Here is a 17,721-nt window from a genome sequence, read left to right as displayed (position 1 = left end):
CGCGTAGTATAGCGGATTTGCCTAAGTGGCGGCGTCTTCGGTTGCGATTTTAAATGGCAGTGCGGCGGCGGCGTCGGATTGCCAGCGCTCAACCGCGCCTTGTTCGCGGCCCAAGAACTCGGCGACCGCGGCCCGAAAGCCCGGGTGTCCGATGCGGTGGAAGCTTTGGGTCTGGGTCGGCGCGAACCCACGCGGGATTTTGTGCTCGCCCTGGGCGCCGGGGTCAAAGCGCTCCAGGCCACGCTCGATGGCAAACTCGATGCCCTGATAATAACAGGCCTCAAAGTGCAGGCAGTCTAGTTGGTGCCCGCCCCAGTAGCGCCCGTACAGGGTCGTCGCGTCGTGGAACAACAGCGCAGCGCCAACCGCTTGCTGATCCATGCGTGCCATCACCAGGCACAGCTGGTCACCCATGCCGTGGAACATTTGTTTGAATGCATCGGCGTTTAAGTAGCCGCGCTGTCCGCGCACCGCATAGGTATTTTGATAAAACCGGTAAAAGGCTTCGATGTCGGCGTCGGCGGCGCATTCACCGGCAATGCGTTCCAGGGTGATGCCCTGGTCGGCGACAATCCGGCGCTCGCGGCGGATGGCTTTGCGGCGCTTGCTGGTCATCGGCGCCAAAAACTCAGCGAAATCAGCATAGCCCTGATTGTGCCAATGGTATTGAACACCGATGCGGCGCAAGGTGTCGTCACCTTCAATCTGGTGCGCCGGGAACAGACAGTGCCAGCTCGAAAATCCCTGGTCGATCAGCTGGTCGATGTGCGCCAACAGGGCCGGGTGTGCACGCGGATCACCCAACAGCCGAGGGCCGGTCGCCGGTGTGAACGGGGCCGCCGACAGTAGCTTAGGGTAGTAGTCACCGCCGGCGCGCTCAAAGGCATCCGCCCAGCCCCAATCGAACACGTACTCGCCGCGCGAATGGTGTTTGGCAAATAGCGGCAGGGCGGCGATCGGGCGCTGATCGTCCCACGCCACCAGGTGCATGGGCACCCAGCCGGTGGCTTGACAGGTGGCGCCGCTGGATTCAAGGGCGCTAAGAAATTCGTGGCGTAAAAACGGATAGCCGTTAAGCCAATCGTTCCAGCACCCAGCGTCGATGTCGGCGATGCTGGTGAGTGACTCAATGCGCAGGTTCACTGGGAGGTGGCGGTCAGGGTCACATCCGGACCTGACTGTGCACCGGTCAGTAGCAGCTCGAGGTAGCCACGGTCGTTTTGAGCCAGCAAGCGCACCATTAAATGGTCGCGGTTAGGGTCAAACCACAGCTCGGTGCTGCGGTCGTTCGATTTTTGGTAGCGCAGGTGAATCAGGTCAAGGGCGCCGGCTGGTGTGTCCAAGGTGACCAAGCCCAGGTGCTCAAAGGTGTATTCACGAATACGGCCACGGTCCAGCACCTTGACCGCCAGTGAGCCACCATCATTGAGCGCTTGGCGCAACGTTAGTTGCAGCGTCAGCGGGTCAACAACGCCGTCTTCCAGGGTGACTTGGTCATCATTCCAGTTGGCGGTTTTCTGGTTCCAGTTGAAACGTGATTGGTAGCTCTTGGTGCGTCCAAACACGGTGGTGTCTCGCATAAATTCAAGCGGGATCAGGGTGCCATCTATGGCCGCGCGGAAGACACTGATTTCTTCGATCGAGCCGATGCTGGCCTTGGCGCTTTGCTGCATGCGCCAGGTGTCATTTTGCCGACTCAGGATCTGGGTTGCCTCACCGTTCAGGGTGATCACCGTATCCCAGGTCATTTTGTATTGGGCACTGAAGGGCGACAGCGCAAGCGCCGCAGGGCTGATGGCGATTAAAAGCACAGTCAAAAATCGTTTCATGCGGATGAGCCTAGCACCTCAATTTGACAATCACTAGCGCCCTAGAACGGCAGTGGTTGTGCGATCGGTTGGCCTTTAAAGGTGGGTCCGCCGCCCGCGAATACCAAGTCCCCGCTCAGCACCGCACGAATCACCGCGGGGTAAAGCTGGTGTTCGGCGACCAGTACTCGCGACGCCAACGCTTGGGCGCTGTCGTCCGGTTCAATCGGCACCTGGCGTTGACCGATGACCGGGCCACCGTCCAATTCGGCGGTGACCAAGTGGACACTGACGCCGGCCGCACAATCGCCGGCATCAATCGCACGCTGATGGGTATTCAGGCCCTTGTATTTGGGCAGCAACGACGGGTGAATGTTGAGCATGCGCCCGGCGTAGTGATTGACAAAGGGCGCCTCTAGAATGCGCATGAAACCCGCCAACACCAATAGGGTTGGCTGATAGCGATCGATTTCTTGCATCAGCGCGCGTTCGAAATTCGCACGCCCATCGTAGTCCTGGTGGTTGACCAGGGCACATTCCAAACCGGCGTCGGCGGCACGTTGCAGGCAGCCCGCGCCGGGGCGATTGCACACCAGCGCCGACAGCTTGGCCGCGATTACGGGGTCATCCAGTAGGGCTTGAAAGTTCGACCCGCCGCCGGATGCTAGCACCACGATGCTCATGCCAGCGTCAGTTCACCGCTGTCGTTGAGTTCGCCCAACAACCAAGGTTCCGCATCCATCGCGCCGAGTACCGCCAAGGCCGCCGCCGCGTCCGCCGCGTCGACAATGATCGCCATACCGACGCCCATGTTAAAGACCCGGTTCATTTCGTGGCTGTCGACGCCACCTGCGTTTTGCAGCCAGTCAAATACCGCCGGGGTTTCCCAGCTGTCCATGTCGATCCGCGCACCGATGCCGTCGGGCAACACACGCGGCAAGTTTTCAATCAACCCGCCGCCGGTGATGTGCGACATGGCCTTGATCGACACGTCTTTCATCAAGGTCAAAATGTGCTTGGCGTAAATGGTTGTCGGCGCCATCAAATGGTCAATCAGCGGCTTGCCGTCCAGGTCTTGCTGGGTGTCGGCGCCGGAGACTTCAAGAATTTTACGCACCAACGAGTAGCCGTTGGAGTGCGGGCCGGAGGAGGGCAGTGCGATGATCGCGTCGCCGGGCGCGCAGGTGGTGCCGTTGACGATGCGTTTTTCTTCGACCACGCCTACGCAAAACCCAGCCAGGTCAAAGTCGTCGTTGTGGTATAGGCCAGGCATTTCCGCCGTTTCGCCGCCCGCCAAGGTCGCCCCGGACTGTTTGCAGCCTTCGGCGATGCCTGCGATGACGCGAGTTGCTTGGTCTACATCCAAGTGACCGGTCGCGTAATAATCCAAAAAGATCAGCGGTTCCGCGCCCAGCGTTAAAATATCGTTGACGCACATCGCGACCAGGTCGATGCCGATGCCGTCGAGTTGATTGCTGTCCAGCGCCAAACGTAACTTAGTGCCGACACCGTCAGTGCCGCTGACCAATACCGGTTCGTCATAGCCTTTAGGCAGTCGAGTCAGTGCGCCAAAGCCGCCGATGGATCCCAGCATTTCGGGGCGTCGTGTCGCCGCCGCCAAAGGCCCAACGCGCTTGACCAGCTCATTACCGGCATCAATATCCACACCCGCTGCGCGGTAATCCAATCCTTTTGCGTCGCTCATCCTGACCTCAAACCCGTTGAAAACGCGCATATTACCCTCGACAAACGATAAGATGCAGTTAAATCACTAACGGATCGTTAATTTCGTGCGAATTTTTTTATTTTGTTTGATCGTCCTGTCCAGTTCAGCCGGGGCCAGCCTGTATCAAGTGACCGACCTTGCCTACAGCGGCGACGAACGCAGCGCCAAAGGGGCCGCGGTGATGACCGTGCTTGCGCGTTTGACGGGTCGTTCAACGCTGGATGCCGAGTTGTCGGCGCTGGCCGACGAGCCGGACGAGTGGGTCCAGTCGTGGGGGTTGGTTGACCCGGTTGCGGGGGTCGCCGAATTCCGTATCGACCCATCGATTCGCCAAGCGGTCCAGCGCCTTGGTCGCCCGGTGTGGACGACCCCGCGCACCACCCCTTGGCTGTGGCTGATGGTGGACGAGGGCCGCGGGCGCCAGCCATTGACCGCCGGTGCCGACCTGGACATTCAACGGGCGCTGATGATCGAGTCAGAGCGTATGGCATTGCCGATCAGCTTGCCGGCCTGGGACGCGGACGACCGCAGTCTGGTCTCGGATGCGGAATTGTGGGGTCTGTTTTTCGACGGCGTCGAGGTTGCCAATGGCCGTTACGGTGACGACTACGTGGCCGGCCGCTTGGCGCGTATCGGCGAGCGTTGGCAGCTGAACTTGCGCAGCGCCGATGGCCGCCGCTTGAACCAAACCTTTGCCTCACCCGGCGAAGTCGCCCTGGCCATCCACGGGTTCTGGCTGCCAACGCTGGTCGCCGACTATGCGGTAGTCGGCAGTGGCGACCTTAGTTTGTCGGTGGCTGGGTTAACGGCCAACAACTTTGCCCCCTTCATGGCCCGATTGCGCGGTTTGGACGCGGTCGAACAGGCCTTTCCGGTTTATTCGGACGCCCAATACGTACGCTTTCGCGTCATCACAGGCGCGCGGCCCGAGCAATTGGCCGACTGGCTCGGCTTGCCGATAAACACCTTGGATCAAACCCCGGTCGACTTGGCCGTTGTGGCGCGCCCGTGAGGCAGCAAACGCTCAACGCCTGGCCGGATCCCGCGACCCGATTCGAGGCCTTTGAGCCAGGCCCAAACAGCGCCGTGGTGGCAGCGGTGGCGGCCGGCGATAGCCTGTGGGTGCACGGTCCTGTCGGTTCGGGTAAGTCGCACTTGGCGCATGCGGGGGTGGCCGAGCGCGGCGGGTTTTACCTGTCGCTGGCGGACGATCAGCTGACCCCGGATGTATTGGAGGGGCTGGATCAATTTACCGCGGTCGTGCTGGACGATATCGACAGCGTGGTCGGGGATGCCAACTGGGAGCACGCGTTGTTTGCGCTGTGGAATGGCTGTCTGGACCAGGGCCATCGGCTGTGGGTGTTCAGCGCCGAGCCGGTCGACGGTTTGGACTGGGCGATTGCGGATTTACGTTCGCGTGCGGGCCAGTTGCCACAGTACGCTCTGCGACCGCTGTCCGATGACGACCTGATTGGGTTGCTGCGCCGGCGTGCGGCGGTGTTGGATTTGCGTCTGGGAGAGGACGTGATTGCCTATGTGATGCGCCGCCACGGTCGCTCGACTAAACAGCTAGTTGGTTTGCTTAATCAGATCGAGCGGGCGTCGCTGCGCGATCAGCGCGTCGTCACCGTGCCCTTTGTCCGAACCTTGCTGGGCGATCGTTCCGACGCCCAAGACTGACACTTGGCGTCGGCAAAATATTACTGTATAAATACACATATACCACGCGAAACGGCGCACCAAAGCCGCTAGCGTGGTAACCCCTCAAATCAGTAGAGCAAAGACGATGAGCGATAACCGCAACAAAGCCCTAGACGCCGCCCTTGGACAAATCGAACGCCAGTTTGGCAAAGGCGCCATTATGCGCATGGGCGATGCGCCCATTGAATCGATTCCGGCCATTTCGACCGGTTCCTTGGGGCTGGATATTGCACTGGGCATAGGCGGTTTGCCGGTCGGTCGTATCGTTGAAATTTACGGCCCTGAAAGCTCAGGTAAAACCACACTGACATTGCAGGCGATCGCCGAATGCCAGAAAGCGGGCGGCACCGCGGCCTTTATCGACGCCGAGCACGCGCTGGACCCTGAATACGCCCAAAAACTGGGTGTTAACGTCAAAGAACTGCTGGTGTCGCAGCCGGATACCGGTGAACAGGCGCTGGAAATTGCTGACATGCTGGTGCGCTCCGGTGGTGTTGACCTGTTGGTCATCGACTCGGTGGCGGCGTTGACGCCGCGTGCGGAAATTGAAGGCGACATGGGCGACAGCCACGTCGGTTTGCAGGCCCGCTTAATGAGCCAAGCGCTGCGTAAAATAACCGGCAACATTAAACGTTCGAACTGCATGGTGATTTTCATCAACCAGATTCGAATGAAAATTGGTGTCATGTTCGGCAGCCCTGAAACCACCACCGGTGGTAACGCCTTGAAGTTTTACGCCTCGGTGCGTTTGGACATCCGCCGCATTGGCGCGATCAAAGATGGCGACGAAGTGGTCGGTAATGAAACCCGCGTCAAAGTGGTCAAGAACAAGGTTTCGCCGCCGTTCCGTCAGGCTGAGTTCCAGATCATTTACGGCAAGGGCATCTACCGCATGGGCGAAGTCATTGACTGGGGTGTCAAGGAAGGTCTGGTCGACAAGGCGGGCGCTTGGTACAGCTACAACGGTGACCGGATTGGTCAAGGCAAAGCCAACGCCTGCCGTTTCTTGGAAGAAAACCAGAGCATGGCCCAGGAAATCGAAGGTGAATTACGCCGTCGTTTGCTGAGCGGCCCGACGCCAGAGGTCGACCAGGCCGATGAGGTTCCCGAAGACGAAAGTGCTGTCTAGGTCAGACTTAACGCGCCCACGGGCGCGTTTTTTATGAGCGCACCGCGCGATCGCGTGTTTGTAGCGGTCTATGTGTTTTTGCAACGTGATGGTCAAGTGTTGGCGCTCAAACGCGCCAACACCGGTTACATGGACGGGTACTGGTGCCCGCCGGCCGGTGGCGTCGACGAGGGTGAATCGGCCTCGGTTTGTGCGGTTCGTGAATGCGCCGAAGAAGTCGGCGTCGACATTGATCCGTCCAGCCTAACGCTGGTCCATACCCTGCACCGCAAAACCGATCAGCGCCGCGTGATTGACCTGTTTTATCGGGCCGACTTCACTGGCCAACCCATCAACGCGGAGCCGCACAAGTGCGATCAAATTGCCTGGGTTGACCTGGCGACCTTTGCCGACTGGATGCCCTACATCGCGCCGGCGATGGGCGCGGCCGCCGAGGGTGTTATCTACTCGGAATCGGGCTTTAGCGGCGACGCATAACTGAGCCAGTAACGGCCTTGGCCGCGGATGCTGACGTGGGCGTCGGTAATGCGGTTACTGGATCCGACCCACACCCCCAACTCCAAAACCACGCCGTCCAGCGGATACGCAAGGCCGTGGCTGGCGCTGAACTGACAGCGCTGCATCGGGATTACGCCGAGGGTGTCGCCGATCCGGTGGCGGCCCTGATAGTCGCCGTCAACCAGCACAATCGAATTTTCATGGTCGATCAATCGAATCGGATCCCGTGCCTGGGCCAGCGACGATAACGCCGCCAAACTGTGATCCCAGCGCCCGCCCAAAAAGCCAACGCCGATCAGTTCCGGCGCCCGCACGCAGGCTAAGCACTTATCAAAGTCGGTACTGTCTTGGTCGGGGTCGTGGAGTCGTGTGCTCGCCGGCCCTTGGTAAGAGTCCATGTCACCGACGACGATGATGTGCCGGCCCGGCGGCAGGTGACGCACGCCGCCGTCGGCGCACACAATGGGGCCGGACCAATCGCCAACCCAGCGCGCCAGGGCGGCGTTAATGGGCGCGTTGCCGAGTAAAAGAACCGGTCGATCGAAAGTCATTGACTGCATGGGTCAGGACGATACCATCGTGCCCGTCTGGGGTGCACCACGGTGCTGAGATAATACCCATTGAACCTGAACCAGATTGTGCTGGCGGAGGGAGACCACAGTCCTTTTACGGACCGAGTCCTACCTTATGCCGCCTGGTGAATTAACTGGAGCGAGCCATGAACAAAACACTAGTCCTGTCCTTATTGCTGCCGATGTCGGCGCTGGCCAAACCCGTGTTAACGGTGTCGACCTACGACGCCTTTGCCGCGGATTGGGGTCCGGCGCCGGCGATTGAAGCCGCCTTTGAAGCCCAGTGCGAGTGCGATCTGCGCTTTGTCACCGGTGAATCATCGATTGGCTTGCTGCGCAAAATTCAATTGGAAGGGGACAGCACCGACACCGATATCGTGTTGGGCTTGGACACCAACACCATGGAATTGGCGCGCGCCACCGGCTTGTTTGCAACCCACGATTGGCCGATGCAACGTTTGAGCCTGCCGTTGCCGCTACCCTGGACCGACGCCACCTTTGTACCTTTTGACTACTCGATCTTTGCCTTTGTTTACCAAAGCGACCGTTTGACCCAGGTGCCCAGCAGCCTCGAATCCCTGCGCAACCTGCCGGCGGACGTGAAATTAGTGATCCAAGATCCGCGCTCCTCGACGCCTGGATTGGGACTATTGTTGTGGGTTAAATCCGTCTACGGCGATCGCGCCGGCGAATTTTGGGCTGACGTGGCCGACAGTATTTTGACCGTCACCCCGGGTTGGAGCGAGGCGTACAACCTGTTCTTACAGGGCGAAGCGGACATGGTGCTGTCGTACACCACGTCGCCGGCGTACCACCGCATTGCAGAGAGCGATGAGCGCTTTGCCTGGGCCGCGTTCGAGGAAGGCCATCAAGGCCAAATCGAAGTGGCTGCGGCTTTGGCGTCCAGCGACCAGCCGCAATTGGCGGCCGAGTTTTTGAGCTTTATCCTGTCGGATGCCTTTCAAAGCGCAATTCCAACTGGTAACTGGGCCTACCCGGTGATCGACATGGCGCTGCCGGACAACTTTGAAGTCCAGCCGCGTCCGGCCCCGTTCCGCTTGGCCGACCCTAAGCGCGTCGAAGCCCAGCGCGAGGCCGTAATTGCCGAGTTCTTGAGCGCGATTGGCCAGTAGGCCCGTCGGAGTGCACGGGGCTTGGCCGCCGCGTGCACTGTATCTATTGCTGTGGGGGCTGGTTGGGCTGTTACTGACCGCTATCGTCAGCGCCGGCGGTCGGTTGCCGTTTGAATTTTTGCTCGACACGCGCTTTCAGCAGCAACTAGGCCGTTCGGTTTTTCAGGCCGCGCTCAGCGCCACCTTGTCGGTGGCGTTGGGCCTGGGGCTGGCGTTTTTACACCACCATGCGGCGCGCCGCTGGATTCCACGCGGGCTGTCGGCCTTGCTCAGCACCGTCCCGGTGATGCCGACTCTGGTGGTCGTATTGATGGTGCTCGCCGCCTACGGCCGCAAAGGGTTAATGCCCCTTAGTGGCGGGCTTTACGGGCTGACCGGCATTCTGATCGCGCACGTGTTTTTGAACGCGCCTTGGGTCGCCGCCCAACTTGAATTGCAGTGGCAGCGCGTACCGGATAACCAGCAGCGCTTGGTTCAGCAACTGGGGCTGAGTCGCCGCCGCAGCTTTGGGTTGCTGTTGTGGCCGCGCAGCCGTGGGCTGCTGGTGACCCAGTGGTGGCTGGTGTTTTTACTGTGCTTTACCAGTTTTGCGATTGTGCTGGTGCTGGGCGGTGGCCCGCGCTGGGCGACCCTAGAGGTGGCGCTGTTTCAGGCCATCAAACTGGATTTTGATTTGGGCCGGGCGGCGCTGATTGCGCTGGTGCAGTTGCTGGTACTGGCGCCCTTGGCCTGGGTTGGATCGCGCGCGCCGTGGCTGGCTTTGAACGATCGCACCGGCGCCGTTGGGCCGGTGCGCACGGTCGGCTTTGCGATTGCGTATTGGCTGGTGCTGGGTTTTTGGCTGCTGCCGATGGCGGCTTTGCTCTGGCGCGGACTGGGTGATCAGTGGCTGGCGGTGTGGTCGCAGCGCGCGGTTCAACAGGCGGCGCTGACCTCGCTGTGGGTCGGCAGCCTAAGCGCGACGCTGGTGGTCGCCATGGCCTGGGTGCTGGGACAATTACGGCGCAGTCGCTCCGGGCTGGATCGCTGGTTGTCGGTGTCGGCCTGGCTGGCCTTTATGGTGCCGACCCAGGTGCTGGCGCTGGGCTTGTTTTTACTCGCCCGCGGCGGCGGATGGGTGTCACCGGGCGCGGCCGTGGTGTTGTCCAATGTGTTGCTGTGCCTGCCCTTCGTCGGCGCCGTGCTGTGGCCGGCGATGGATCGCCATCACACCCGTAGCGACCGCTTGGCGCTGCAGTGGGCGCTTCACGGGGTGACCCGGGTATGGCGGATTGACTTGGCGGTGCTAAAACCGGTGCTGGTGTGGGGCTGGGTGTTTGCGTTTGGCCTAAGCCTGGGCGATTTTGGCGTGATCGCGCTGTTTGGCACCGAAAACTTCCAGACGCTACCGTATTTGCTGTATCAAAAGCTGGGCAGCTATCGAACCCAGGACGCCTTTGCCTTAGCGCTGTGGCTGTGGCTGCCGGTTTGGCTGTTGTTTATTTGGGCTCACCGCACTCGGAGTGCACATGCTACGCGTTGACCAGTTGACCTATACCTACCCCGAATACCCGCCTTTGGTGTTTGACTTCAGTGTCGCCGCCGGCGCCATGCTCGGTGTGGTCGGCCCCAGCGGGGCGGGCAAATCGACGCTGTTTAACCTGTTGGCTGGTTTTTTGGTGGCCGACAGCGGCGACATCCGTTGGGGGGATCAGTCGGTGCTGGCCCAGGGGCCGAGTCATCGCCCGTTCGCAGTGCTGTTTCAAGGCGATAATTTGTTCGAGCACCTGTCGGTGCTGGATAACGTCGGTTTGGGGCTGTCCCCGCGTTTGCTGGATCCGGTCCAGCGCCAGGTGTGTGCGGCGGCACTGGCGACCCTGGACATCGGCGAGTTGGCCCAGCGTTTGCCGGGGGAACTCAGCGGCGGTCAACAGCAACGCGTTGCGCTGGCGCGTTGTTTAGTCAGCCCGCGCCCGGTGATGCTGTTGGACGAGCCGTTTTCGGCATTGGACCCGGCCAGCCGCGAGGATGCACTGGCGGCCGTGAGCCAGGTCAATCGTCAGGGCAAAACGGTTTTGCTGATTACCCATGACGCCGCCGATTTAGAGCGTTTGGGCGCACCCAGCTACCGAATTGGCGATTAGTCCGTTTTTTTATTGGTCCGCAGGCCGCATAACCGTGGCATAGACACAGGAGAACATATGATTGGCTTTGTCGACGCAGTAAAAATGGGGTTCAACCGGTGCTTTGATTTCCATACGCGCTCTTCTCGCGCCGAGTTTTGGTGGTGGGCGCTGTTCTCGGTGGCCGCCAATATTATTTTGGGGGCAGTGTGGTCAGGGCTTGCCAACTTACTGGGGCTATTGTTGTTCGTGCCCTATGTGGCGCTGCTGGTGCGGCGTATCCACGACATCGGGCACCGCGGCTGGTGGGGGCTGGTGGTGTTGGTACCGGGTATCGGTTTTATCGCCACACTGTACTTTGGATTGCGCGCCGGTGACGCGCGTGAAAACGAGTGGGGCCCTGCGCCGGCGCTGGACTAAGACGTTTGGCGTGACGGGTTGGCAATGACTGGATAAATTGGTCAGACCAATTTACCATGCGGTATAACTAAGCTCGCTCAAACGAGGATTGCCGCATGAACGCTATGACCCAAGACCTGCTTGACCAAGCCACGATTGACGAGCGCCGCGCGCGCATCGTCCCGCGCTTGCAGTTGATTCTGACGCCCTCGCAACTCAAACACAAAGATGAAGACCTGCGTCCGTTCGAGACCGATGGCTTGGCGCCGTATCGGCGTTTACCGATGGTAGTGGCTTTACCGGCGACCAAAGCGGAAGTGATCGCGGTGCTTAAAGCCTGCTATGCCGAGGACATCCCGGTGGTGACGCGCGGGGCCGGAACCGGTTTGTCCGGCGGCGCGATGCCGCACGAGGGCGGGGTGCTGTTGTCGTTGACCAAAATGTCCGCGATCAAGGCGCTGGACCCGGTGGCGCGCGTGATCACGGTCGAGCCGGGCATTCGCAATGCCGCGGTAACCCAAGCCGCAGCCCCGTACGGGCTTTACTATGCGCCGGACCCCTCAAGCCAAATTGCCTGCTCGATCGGCGGTAACATCGCCGAAAACTCGGGTGGCGTTCACTGCTTGAAATACGGCTTAACCGTTCACAACGTGATGCAGGCCACGGTCATCACCATCGAAGGCGAAGAACTCAGCTTTGGCAGCCAAGCGCTGGACACCGAGGGCTTTGATTTGATGGCCGGTTTGGTCGGATCCGAGGGCATGTTGGCGGTCGTGGTCGAGGCCAAGTTGAAGTTACTGCCGACGCCGACGGTGACCAAGGTCGCGATGGCCGCCTTTGATGACCTAGCCACGGCCGGTCGAGCGGTCGGTGAAATTGTCGCTGCCGGCATCATTCCGGCCGGCTTGGAAATGATGGACAAGTTCAGCCTGCAAGCTGCGGAAAACTTTTTGAATGCCGGCTACCCGACCTGGGCCGAGGCGCTGCTGTTGTGCGAAGTCGACGGTAACGAAGCGGAAGTGGCCGAACACATCGCCGACGTCAGTGCGGTGTTGACCAAGGCCGGTGCGGTCGAGGTCAAAGTGGCCCGTGATGATGCCGAGCGTGAGCTGTTTTGGAAGGGCCGTAAAAACGCCTTTCCCGCGGTCGGCCAGATGAGCCCGGACTACTACTGCATGGACGGTACCATCCCGCGTGGCGAGCTGCCGGCGGTGCTAAAAAAGATCGAAGACATGCAGCAAAAATACGGCCTGCGCTGTGCCAACGTGTTCCACGCCGGGGACGGTAATTTGCACCCGCTGATCATGTTTGATGGCAACGATGCCGGCGAAGCGGAACGCGCCGCCCAGTATGGCTCGGAAATTTTGACCACCTGTGTCGAACACGGTGGCACTATTACCGGCGAACACGGCGTCGGCGTCGAAAAGATCCACGAAATGTGCGTCCAGTTCCCGGGTGCGGAACTGCAGCAGTTCCACGACTTTAAAGCGGCCTTCGATGACAAGGGGTTGATGAACCCCGGCAAAGCCATCCCGACCCTGAACCGGTGCGCCGAGTTTGGCCACATGCACGTGCACAATGGCGAATTGCCACACCCTGAATTGGAGCGTTTTTAATGGACATGACGCAGGCCCTGGTCGACCAGGTTAAAACGGCCTTCGATAACGACACGACGCTGGCGATCCATGGCGGTCGCAGCAAAGACTTTTTGGGCGCCGAGTTTGTCGGTCAATCCCTCGACCTCAGCGGCCACCAGGGCATCGTCAACTACCAGCCGGTTGAGCTGGTGATGACGGTGCGCGCCGGCACGCTGTTGTCGGACGTCAACGCGGCACTGGCCGAACAAGGCCAGTCGCTGCCATTCGAGCCACCCGGTTTTGGTCCGACCGCGACCATCGGCGGCACCATCGCCACGGGTGTCTCGGGTCCGGCACGCCCCTACACCGGCAGCGCCCGTGACTACATGCTGGGTGTGCGCATGATCAACGGCCAGGGTGAGCACTTGCGCTTTGGCGGTGAAGTCATGAAAAACGTCGCCGGCTATGACATCAGCCGTGTGATGACCGCGTCCCACGGCACACTCGGGGCGATCACTGAAGTCAGCTTGAAAGTGCTGCCGGTGGCCAAAGCCGAAACCACCCTGATGTTTCAGATGTCAGCGGCCGACGCGGTAGCGCGTTTTAATGCCTTGGCTGGCAAGCCGCTGCCGATTACCGCCACGGCCTGGGCTGCGGGCGTCGCCTACATTCGCCTTAGTGGCGCCGCCAGTGCGGTCGATGCGGCGGCGACGGAATTGGGCGGCACGGTGGTTGATGCGCCGTGGCATGCGATGAGCGAGCTGACCCACGAGTCAGTCAGCGAGGCGCCAACGCTGTGGCGGGTCAGTGTGCCCCAGGTGGCACCGGTCCAGGCGATGGCCGGCAGTGAACCGTCGCTACTGGAGTGGGGCGGCGCCCAGCGCTGGATCACCAGCGACGTTGACCCGCTGCAACTGCGTGCCGAGGTTAAGGCGATGGGCGGTCACGCCACTCTGTATCGTGGTCAGGGCGCGCCGGTGTTCCAACCGCTGGATGCCGGCATGGCAGCCCTGCACAGCCGCATCAAAACCAGTTTCGATCCTAAAGGGCTGTTTAACCGCGGCCGTTTCCACCCCGAGTTTTAATTATGCAAACGTCGATTGTTAAAAAGTACGCGAATACGCCCGAGGGCAAGACCGCCGAGTCGATCCTGCGCAAATGCGTTCACTGTGGGTTTTGCACCGCCACCTGCCCGACTTATCAGGTCTTGGGTGACGAGCTGGACAGCCCGCGCGGTCGTATTTATCTGATGAAACAGATGCTTGAAGGTCACGAGGTCACCGAAAAGACTCGTACCCACCTGGATCGCTGTTTGACCTGTCGCTCGTGCGAAACCACCTGTCCGTCGGGAGTCGAGTACGGCAAGTTGATCGACATTGGGCGCCACATCATCGAGAAAGAAGTGCCGCGTTCGTTCACCGAACGTTTGACCCGTCAGGCCCTGATCAGCGTGTTGCCCAATCGCCCGTTGTTCACCGCCTTACTTAAAGTTGGCCAGGCCTTTAAACCGGTCGTGCCGGGCAAACTGGGCAAGAAAATACCGCCCAAGCGCACCGCCACGCCGTGGCCGGTCAATGATCATGCACGCAGCATGCTGGTGCTGGATGCCTGCGCCCAACCCGGCGCCACCCCGAACGTCAACGCCTCGGCCGCGCGTATTTTGGATCGGCTGGGGATCAGCTTGCGTGCCGCGCCCGAAGCCGGGTGCTGTGGCGCAGTGGCTTATCACCTGAACGACCAAGCCGGCGGGTTGGATGCCATGCGTGCCAACATTGATGCCTGGTGGCCGTCGATTGAAGCGGGCGCCGAAGCGCTGGTGATTACCGCCAGTGGCTGCGGGGTGATGATTAAAGAGTACGGCCATCTGTTGGCCGGCGATCCGGCCTATGCCGACAAAGCCAAGCGTGTCGCCGCGCTGTGCAAAGACATGACCGAAGTGTTTGCGGATTTGTCTATTGAGTCGTTGAAGCTGGCGGCCAAGGACACCAAGGTGGCATTTCACGCGCCGTGCACGTTGCAACACGGTCAAAAGATCGTCGGGGTGGCGGAGCGTTACTTGCGTGAGGCCGGGTTCGAGCTGACCACGGTGGCGGACTCACACCTGTGCTGTGGCAGCGCGGGCACCTATTCGATTACCCAGCCCGAGTTGTCACAACAGCTGCTGGGTCGCAAAGTAGAGGCCCTGGAAGCGGGCCGGCCGGATGTGATTGCGACCGCCAATATCGGCTGTCACTTGCACATCGAAACGGGCGCGGCGACGCCGGTCAAACACTGGATCGAGTTGATCGACGAAGCCTGCGCCTAGGCGTTATGCCAGGTCTTGGGTCAACACGATCTTGCCCATAAAGCCGCCGCGCTCTAAGCGTGCGTGCGCTTCGTTGACCTCGGACATGGGGTAGCTTTCACCAATCACCGGCGTCAGTTTGCCGGCGTCGACGAAGGCGGCCATCTTCGCCAGCATGTCGCCGATGTCTTGCTGGCGCTTGCTGGGATCGACAAAGTAACCAATCAAAAACGCAAACTTCAGCGTCAACTCCATCGAGTGGACCAGTCCCAAGTTGTGTTCGTTGCGTCCGGCAATGCCAACCACGGTGCCGTTGCGTGCGCAGGCTTCGATGCTGCGATCCAAACCAATCCCGCCGGGGGTGTCAAAGACCAAATCGAAACCCAGGTCACCGCGCGCCTGGGCCTCGGCTTTGACGTCGTCCCATTTGTCGTAGCGGATGGCATGGTTGGCGCCCATGCGCAGCGCCCACTCGGCTTTTTGATCGCTGGACACGGTCGCGGTCACGTCCGCACCCGCCAGTGCGGCCAGCTGTACCGCGATGTGGCCAACGCCACCGGTGCCGCCCTGAACCAATAAACGATCACCTGCTTGCAGCCCGGCTTTGTTAAAGAGTGCGATCCACGCGGTGCAGGCCACCAGCGGCATGGCTGCGGCTTCGGCAAAGTCGAGGCTGGTGGGCATGTGGGCGATCATTGCGGGGTTGACCACCATGTACTCGGCCAGGGCGCCGTGGGTGCCTTTGAAGCCGCCGGCAATGCCGTAGACCCGATCACCGATGGCAAAGCCGGTGACGCCGTCGCCGATCGCATCAATGGTACCGGCGACATCGCCGTGCAATACGCCGGGCAGGGCCGGGCTGACCGCGGGCACCGCGCCGATGCGGATTTTGGTGTCGATGGGATTAACGCTGGACGCTTCAACTTTGATACGGACTTGGCCGGCGCCGGGGGTTGGGGTCGGTATTTCGCCGGCGATAAACGAATCGCCGAAGGCGGGCAATAGCATGGCTTTCATGGGGACTTCCTTTGGATTTTTTAGTGCGCCTAGAGTAGCGCCGGTGCGGCTGAAACACGAGGGTTTGGTGTGACAGCCCGCGACGATTTGGGTACCCTCGCCATTCGTCATTTAAGGATTAGCTGTGCAAGCATTTTGGACCTGGCTCGACCCGCTGTTGGCCACCTTGTCGTTGTCGCGTGACCAAGCTGAGACCTTGATTTGGGTCTTTACCGTTATTTTCATCACCTTGTTGGTCGGTTATTTCGTGCGCCGCGCGATCACGCGGCTCGAAGCGACGTTGGCGACTAAACCTGGGTTCAAGCACGCCACCGTTACCAGTGCCAAAGGCCCCGCGCGTCTGGGTGTCTGGACGATCGGACTTAGCAGCGCCGCCGAAGTGGCATTACTAGGCACGGAATTGGGTGATTGGGTCGATCCGATTCGCGAGACCGGCGTGGTCGTGGCCATCGCCTGGTTCCTGATTCGCCTGGTCAAGGCCTACGAAACGGCGTTGATCAGTAATCCGCGCCGCAGCGATCGAATTGACCGCACCACCGCCGAGGCGATCGGGCGGTTGTTGCGAGTCGCGGTGATGATCACCGCATCCTTGGTCGTGCTGCAGGCCTTCGGATTCAGTTTGTCTGGGGTGCTGGCGTTTGGTGGTGTCGGCGGCATTGCGGTCGGCTTTGCGGCCAAGGATTTGCTGGCCAACTTTTTTGGTGGCTTTTTCATCTACACCGATCGCCCCTTCGTGGTCGGAGACTGGGTGCGTTCGCCAGATCGCGAAATTGAGGGCACGGTCGAGCATATCGGCTGGCGGCTGACGCGTATTCGAACCTTTGACAAACGCCCGCTGTACATTCCGAACTCGACCTTTTTGTCGATTGCAGTCGAAAACCCGTCGCGCATGACCAACCGGCGAATTTACGAAACCATCGGCGTGCGTTACGACGATGCCGCCAAGTTGCCGGCCATTGTCGCCGACGTCGAGGCCATGCTGCGCAGCCATGCGGACATCGATGGTAACCAAACCCTGATCGTGAACTTCGACAAGTTCGCGTCCAGCTCGCTCGACTTTTTTGTCTACACCTTCACCAAGACCACTGACTGGGTGACCTACCACTCGGTTAAACAGGACGTTCTGTTCAGAATTTTGGGCATCGTCGAGGCACACGAGGCACAATGCGCGTTCCCCACTTCAACTTTGCACATCGCCAGCATGGAGACTGCTAACTAAATGGAATCACTTAACGAGCTGAATCAGGTATTGGCCGACGCCGATTGTTTGGCCACCCAAACCGAGGTCGACGCCTGTTTGGATCGCATGGCCACCAACATCACCAAAGGCCTGGGCGACACCATGCCGCTGATTTTGTGCGTGATGCGCGGCGGTATTGTGACCTGTGGCAGTCTGCTGCCGAAATTGACCTTTCCGCTGCAGGTCGATTACGTCCACGCCAGCCGATACCGTGATAAAGACCGTGGCGGTGAACTGGAATGGTCGGTGATGCCGCAGTTCGAATTGAAAGGCCGGGTGATTTTGCTGGTTGATGACATTTTGGACGAAGGCCATACACTGGCTGCGATCAAGGCACACTGCCTGGAAGCGGGTGCCGCCAGCGTTAAAACGGCGGTGCTGGTCGACAAGATCCATGACCGTCGCAGTGACCGTTTGACCAAGGCCGACTACACCGGCCTGTACACCCCGGATCGTTTCTTGTTTGGTGCCGGCATGGACTACAAAGGCTTTTGGCGTAACGCCCCGGGCATCTACGCAATGCCCGAATAACGGG

General features: G+C 60.3%; 19 protein-coding genes and 1 riboswitch. Of the genes, 13 read left to right on the top strand and 6 right to left on the bottom strand.

Translation table 11 applies throughout. The annotated features are described in order from the left end of the window. Positions 1-21 precede the first annotated feature (21 nt). The 4 genes from GH975_RS09035 to purM are packed head-to-tail and all read right to left on the bottom strand — an operon-like array spanning position 22 to position 3,513. Positions 22-1,143, bottom strand: a complete 1,122-nt coding sequence (locus GH975_RS09035; protein ID WP_153714208.1) for a GNAT family N-acetyltransferase — start codon at positions 1,141-1,143, stop codon at positions 22-24. Further along, entirely contained in the window at positions 1,140-1,829 is a 690-nt protein-coding gene (locus GH975_RS09030; RefSeq protein WP_153714207.1) for a DUF3108 domain-containing protein, read from the bottom strand. The genes GH975_RS09035 and GH975_RS09030 overlap by 4 nt, the downstream gene beginning before the upstream one ends. 41 nt (positions 1,830-1,870) lie before the next feature. After that, entirely contained in the window at positions 1,871-2,491 is a 621-nt protein-coding gene (purN, locus tag GH975_RS09025) for a phosphoribosylglycinamide formyltransferase (RefSeq protein ID WP_153714206.1), read from the bottom strand. Next, a complete protein-coding gene (gene purM, locus GH975_RS09020) occupies positions 2,488-3,513 on the bottom strand; it encodes a phosphoribosylformylglycinamidine cyclo-ligase (RefSeq protein WP_153714205.1) in 1,026 nt (341 codons plus the stop codon). Before purM ends, purN begins: the two co-directional genes overlap by 4 nt. A gap of 85 nt (positions 3,514-3,598) precedes the next feature. Between purM and GH975_RS09015 the strand changes: the two genes are divergently transcribed. The 4 genes from GH975_RS09015 (at position 3,599) to GH975_RS09000 (ending at position 6,841) form a co-directional block, all read left to right on the top strand. Continuing rightward, positions 3,599-4,546 carry a DUF2066 domain-containing protein gene (locus tag GH975_RS09015; RefSeq protein ID WP_153714204.1) on the top strand — a complete coding sequence of 316 codons (948 nt, stop codon included), beginning with the start codon at positions 3,599-3,601 and terminating at the stop codon, positions 4,544-4,546. Next, entirely contained in the window at positions 4,543-5,214 is a 672-nt protein-coding gene (locus GH975_RS09010; RefSeq protein WP_170272607.1) for an HdaA/DnaA family protein, read from the top strand. Before GH975_RS09015 ends, GH975_RS09010 begins: the two co-directional genes overlap by 4 nt. A gap of 106 nt (positions 5,215-5,320) precedes the next feature. After that, the gene (gene recA, locus GH975_RS09005) at positions 5,321-6,364 is read left to right on the top strand and encodes a recombinase RecA (protein WP_153714202.1); all 1,044 of its coding nucleotides are present in this window, start codon (positions 5,321-5,323) and stop codon (positions 6,362-6,364) included. Between the two features lie 33 nt (positions 6,365-6,397). Further along, positions 6,398-6,841 carry an NUDIX hydrolase gene (locus GH975_RS09000; protein ID WP_153714201.1) on the top strand — a complete coding sequence of 148 codons (444 nt, stop codon included), beginning with the start codon at positions 6,398-6,400 and terminating at the stop codon, positions 6,839-6,841. Here the strand turns inward: GH975_RS09000 and GH975_RS08995 are convergent. Continuing rightward, on the bottom strand, positions 6,808-7,413 hold the full coding sequence (locus GH975_RS08995; RefSeq protein ID WP_170272606.1) for a thiamine diphosphokinase: 606 nt from the start codon (positions 7,411-7,413) through the stop codon (positions 6,808-6,810). The two genes, GH975_RS09000 and GH975_RS08995, sit on opposite strands and share 34 nt — an antisense overlap. A gap of 27 nt (positions 7,414-7,440) precedes the next feature. Beyond that, positions 7,441-7,532: riboswitch (TPP riboswitch) on the top strand. A 48-nt stretch (positions 7,533-7,580) separates the two neighbouring features. Here GH975_RS08995 and thiB point away from each other — a divergent pair. From thiB to glcF, 7 genes are all read left to right on the top strand, one after another. Then, a complete protein-coding gene (thiB, locus tag GH975_RS08990; protein ID WP_153714199.1) occupies positions 7,581-8,567 on the top strand; it encodes a thiamine ABC transporter substrate binding subunit in 987 nt (328 codons plus the stop codon). Positions 8,568-8,577: 10 nt separating this feature from the next. Beyond that, on the top strand, positions 8,578-10,089 hold the full coding sequence (locus tag GH975_RS08985) for an ABC transporter permease family protein (protein WP_170272605.1): 1,512 nt from the start codon (positions 8,578-8,580) through the stop codon (positions 10,087-10,089). Beyond that, on the top strand, positions 10,076-10,690 hold the full coding sequence (locus GH975_RS08980; protein WP_153714197.1) for a thiamine ABC transporter ATP-binding protein: 615 nt from the start codon (positions 10,076-10,078) through the stop codon (positions 10,688-10,690). The genes GH975_RS08985 and GH975_RS08980 overlap by 14 nt, the downstream gene beginning before the upstream one ends. Before the next feature lie 57 nt (positions 10,691-10,747). After that, entirely contained in the window at positions 10,748-11,089 is a 342-nt protein-coding gene (locus GH975_RS08975) for a DUF805 domain-containing protein (protein WP_153714196.1), read from the top strand. A 95-nt stretch (positions 11,090-11,184) separates the two neighbouring features. Continuing rightward, positions 11,185-12,684, top strand: a complete 1,500-nt coding sequence (locus GH975_RS08970; RefSeq protein WP_153714195.1) for an FAD-linked oxidase C-terminal domain-containing protein — start codon at positions 11,185-11,187, stop codon at positions 12,682-12,684. After that, on the top strand, positions 12,684-13,730 hold the full coding sequence (gene glcE / locus GH975_RS08965) for a glycolate oxidase subunit GlcE (protein WP_153714194.1): 1,047 nt from the start codon (positions 12,684-12,686) through the stop codon (positions 13,728-13,730). The genes GH975_RS08970 and glcE overlap by 1 nt, the downstream gene beginning before the upstream one ends. A gap of 2 nt (positions 13,731-13,732) precedes the next feature. Beyond that, positions 13,733-14,950: a glycolate oxidase subunit GlcF gene (gene glcF, locus GH975_RS08960; RefSeq protein ID WP_153714193.1), complete on the top strand. Its 1,218-nt coding sequence runs from the start codon at positions 13,733-13,735 to the stop codon at positions 14,948-14,950. A gap of 3 nt (positions 14,951-14,953) precedes the next feature. Here glcF and GH975_RS08955 read toward each other — a convergent pair whose 3' ends face one another. Further along, positions 14,954-15,946: a zinc-binding dehydrogenase gene (locus GH975_RS08955; RefSeq protein ID WP_153714192.1), complete on the bottom strand. Its 993-nt coding sequence runs from the start codon at positions 15,944-15,946 to the stop codon at positions 14,954-14,956. Between the two features lie 124 nt (positions 15,947-16,070). On the opposite strand from GH975_RS08955, the gene GH975_RS12065 reads away from it, so the two are divergent. Together GH975_RS12065 and GH975_RS12060 are read left to right on the top strand one after the other, a co-directional pair. Continuing rightward, positions 16,071-17,165, top strand: coding sequence for a mechanosensitive ion channel family protein (locus GH975_RS12065; RefSeq protein ID WP_246164710.1), 1,095 nt, complete (start codon positions 16,071-16,073; stop codon positions 17,163-17,165). After that, on the top strand, positions 17,166-17,717 hold the full coding sequence (locus GH975_RS12060; RefSeq protein WP_153714191.1) for a hypoxanthine-guanine phosphoribosyltransferase: 552 nt from the start codon (positions 17,166-17,168) through the stop codon (positions 17,715-17,717). Positions 17,718-17,721: the final 4 nt, after the last annotated feature.

The organism is Litorivicinus lipolyticus (assembly GCF_009650135.1).
Taxonomy (GTDB): domain Bacteria; phylum Pseudomonadota; class Gammaproteobacteria; order Pseudomonadales; family Litorivicinaceae; genus Litorivicinus; species Litorivicinus lipolyticus.
Note: the sequence above shows the minus strand (reverse complement) of the source record. Positions and strands in the feature narration are given on the sequence as shown.

Bases quoted from the DNA above. Each gene is read 5' to 3' on its own strand.
- GH975_RS09030 (WP_153714207.1), bottom strand. From the start codon at position 1,829: ATGAAACGATTTTTGACTGTGCTTTTAATCGCCATCAGCCCTGCGGCG.
- purN (WP_153714206.1), bottom strand. From the start codon at position 2,491: ATGAGCATCGTGGTGCTAGCATCCGGCGGCGGGTCGAACTTTCAAGCC.
- purM (WP_153714205.1), bottom strand. From the start codon at position 3,513: ATGAGCGACGCAAAAGGATTGGATTACCGCGCAGCGGGTGTGGATATT.
- recA (WP_153714202.1), top strand. From the start codon at position 5,321: ATGAGCGATAACCGCAACAAAGCCCTAGACGCCGCCCTTGGACAAATC.
- GH975_RS09000 (WP_153714201.1), top strand. From the start codon at position 6,398: ATGAGCGCACCGCGCGATCGCGTGTTTGTAGCGGTCTATGTGTTTTTG.
- GH975_RS08995 (WP_170272606.1), bottom strand. From the start codon at position 7,413: ATGACTTTCGATCGACCGGTTCTTTTACTCGGCAACGCGCCCATTAAC.
- thiB (WP_153714199.1), top strand. From the start codon at position 7,581: ATGAACAAAACACTAGTCCTGTCCTTATTGCTGCCGATGTCGGCGCTG.
- GH975_RS08980 (WP_153714197.1), top strand. From the start codon at position 10,076: ATGCTACGCGTTGACCAGTTGACCTATACCTACCCCGAATACCCGCCT.
- GH975_RS08975 (WP_153714196.1), top strand. From the start codon at position 10,748: ATGATTGGCTTTGTCGACGCAGTAAAAATGGGGTTCAACCGGTGCTTT.
- GH975_RS08970 (WP_153714195.1), top strand. From the start codon at position 11,185: ATGAACGCTATGACCCAAGACCTGCTTGACCAAGCCACGATTGACGAG.
- glcE (WP_153714194.1), top strand. From the start codon at position 12,684: ATGGACATGACGCAGGCCCTGGTCGACCAGGTTAAAACGGCCTTCGAT.
- glcF (WP_153714193.1), top strand. From the start codon at position 13,733: ATGCAAACGTCGATTGTTAAAAAGTACGCGAATACGCCCGAGGGCAAG.
- GH975_RS08955 (WP_153714192.1), bottom strand. From the start codon at position 15,946: ATGAAAGCCATGCTATTGCCCGCCTTCGGCGATTCGTTTATCGCCGGC.
- GH975_RS12060 (WP_153714191.1), top strand. From the start codon at position 17,166: ATGGAATCACTTAACGAGCTGAATCAGGTATTGGCCGACGCCGATTGT.